This is a genomic window from Verrucomicrobiales bacterium, from assembly GCA_016793885.1.
GTDB lineage: Bacteria > Verrucomicrobiota > Verrucomicrobiia > Limisphaerales > UBA11320 > UBA11320.
In genome coordinates, this window is the sequence record JAEUHE010000223.1 from 1 (window position 1) to 2389 (window position 2389).

Here is a 2389-nt window from a genome sequence, read left to right on the forward strand (position 1 = left end):
ATGCGAGGTGCCGTCGCATCGAATGAGGATTCGCTCTTTTGCGCGCTGACACCACGAGCGGATGGATCTAAGGTCTTGGCCGCTCTCCCGCTGGAAACCCCCTGGAGAGTCGTGCTTCTCGCGGAGCGCGCCGGAGCACTCTTGGAATCGTCGACGCTCTACTGTCTCAACAGCCCGTCAGAGATCGGAGACACCTACTGGATACGGCCAGGAAAAATCACGTTCCACTGGTGGAATGGCGACGTCTACGATGGGCAGACTGGCACACCGATGCTCTCATTCGCGATGAACCAAAAGTATATTGATTTCTGTTCTCGCGAAGGCATCCCAACCCATTCCATCACCTCTACCGAAGGCGTCACCACGCCGTGGTATCACCAGTCCAAACCGGGGGTGGAGCCGGGTCCGGACACGGACGTCACCCGACCTCGACCAGGTTTTGATTTGAAAGCCATCCATCGATACGCCGATTCGAAGAACGTTCGACTTTGGACCTGGGTTCATCAGGGGGCGCTGCGAGGGAGGGTCGAAGAGGCGTTCGCCGCTTTCCAGAAGCAAGGATGGAGCGGGATGATGGTCGACTTCTTCGATCACGATGATCAGGACTCGGTAGAGTTCGCTGAGTCGATTTTGAAGTCGGCTGCCAAGCACAAACTCCTGATTCAGCTTCATGGGATTTGGAAGCCCACTGGCCTGGAGAGAACCTTTCCCAACTTGATGAACCATGAAGGCGCCTTGAACTTGGAGTATCTGAAGTGGAGTGATCGATGCACCCCGGAGCACAACCTAAAGATGGCGTTCACTCGCTTGGTTGCCGGTCGCATGGACTATCATCTCGGTGGCTTCCGTGCCGTATCGCGCGAGCGGTTCCAACCAAAAGGCGTTGCGCCGAACGTCCTTGGAACCCGAGGGCATCATCTTGCGATGTATGTCTGCTTTGACAACCCGAACCCAATGGTCGCGGATTATCCCACCGCGTACGAGGGTCAGCTGGGGTTCGATTTTCTGAGAACTGTGCCGACCTGGTGGGACGAGACACGTGTTTTGCTCGGTCAGGTGGGAGAAGTGCTGGTGACCGTCCGTCGTAAGGGGCGTGTCTGGTATCTCGGCGGCATGTCGGCGGTTCAGCCCCGCGACCTGGAAATTCCGCTGGGCTTCCTCGGAAAAGGCACCTTCGAAGCGGAGATCTGGAAAGATGCGAACGACACCGAAGTGGACCCGAACCATCTCGTCAACACCCGTTCCCGTGTCAGCTCAGGAGATCAACTCCGGATTCACGTGGCCCTCGACGGTGGGTTTGTCGCCAAACTTTCCCGGTCGCGATAGGCGGGTCGCCGTAATACGCATAAACTCGAAGGAGACGACTTCATACAACTACTACGCTTTTGTAGCAGCGTGAGACGCCAATCCGCCGAAGCGAGAGAATACTGGGGTCCATGGAAACTCCGCGAACTTAGGCAAAATTCAGTTTCCACACCAGACCAAGTCCACCCGCTCCCAGCACCACTGGGATAACGCCCCATTTCCAGCGGATCACTCCAATGAATACAATACAGCAGACAACGACACCGAACCAGTTCACCGGGCTTCCAGCCGGGAACAGCACATGGAGCCCGAGCCAGACGGCGAGGTTAAGAATCACACCGACCACGGCGGCGGTGATGGTCGAAAGTGCGGCGCTGAGCCACTTGTTCCCTCGCAATTGTTCAATGTGCGGTGCACCGAGGAAGATCCACAGAAAGCAGGGGAGAAAAGTCGTCCAAGTCGTTATGAACGCCGCAAACGTGGCCATCCATAATGGCGAGAAGGGTTCTGGAAACTTCCATCCTCCGAGAAACCCGACGAACTGCAAAACCATGATCAACGGCCCCGGCGTTGTCTCCGCAAGTCCAAGGCCATCGAGCATCTGACCGGCGGTAACCCAGCCGTAGTTCTCGACAGCCTGCTGCGAAACATAAGGAAGAACCGCGTAGGCACCGCCGAATGTGACCATAGCCGCTTTGCTGAAGAAGAGCCCCTGTTTGACCAGGAGATGGTCGAAGCCCAACCAAAGGCTCGTCAACAGAACGGGCATCCACCAGAGCGTGAGACAGATCCCGCACACCTTGAACGCACGGCCCCATGAGGGGCTCGCGTGGTCGGGAACCGCGTCTTCGTCGCCTATGACGCTGGTTCTTCCTTTCTTGGAACCGTGTCCGGTGATGACCGCGAACTTAGCTGGGTAGAGTTTTCCACCTGCAAAACCGAGAATCCCTGCACCCAGAATGATGACCGGGAAAGGAACGTGGAAGGCGAAAATCAGGATGAACGCAACGGTGGCCAATCCCCACATGACCTCGTTCTTCAACGCACGACTTCCGATGCGGAAAACGGCTCCCACGACTATCGC

At 56.9% G+C, this 2389-nt stretch carries 2 protein-coding genes; one reads left to right on the forward strand and one right to left on the reverse strand.

Annotated elements, in window-relative coordinates; all coding sequences use genetic code 11:
- A partial coding sequence (locus tag JNN07_24520; protein ID MBL9170920.1) for a glycoside hydrolase family 97 catalytic domain-containing protein occupies positions 1–1326 on the forward strand: 1326 nt, incomplete at its 5' end.
- Positions 1327–1453: 127 nt separating this feature from the next.
- Here JNN07_24520 and JNN07_24525 read toward each other — a convergent pair.
- On the reverse strand, positions 1454–2389 hold a 936-nt coding region (locus tag JNN07_24525), incomplete at its 5' end, for a chromate transporter (protein ID MBL9170921.1).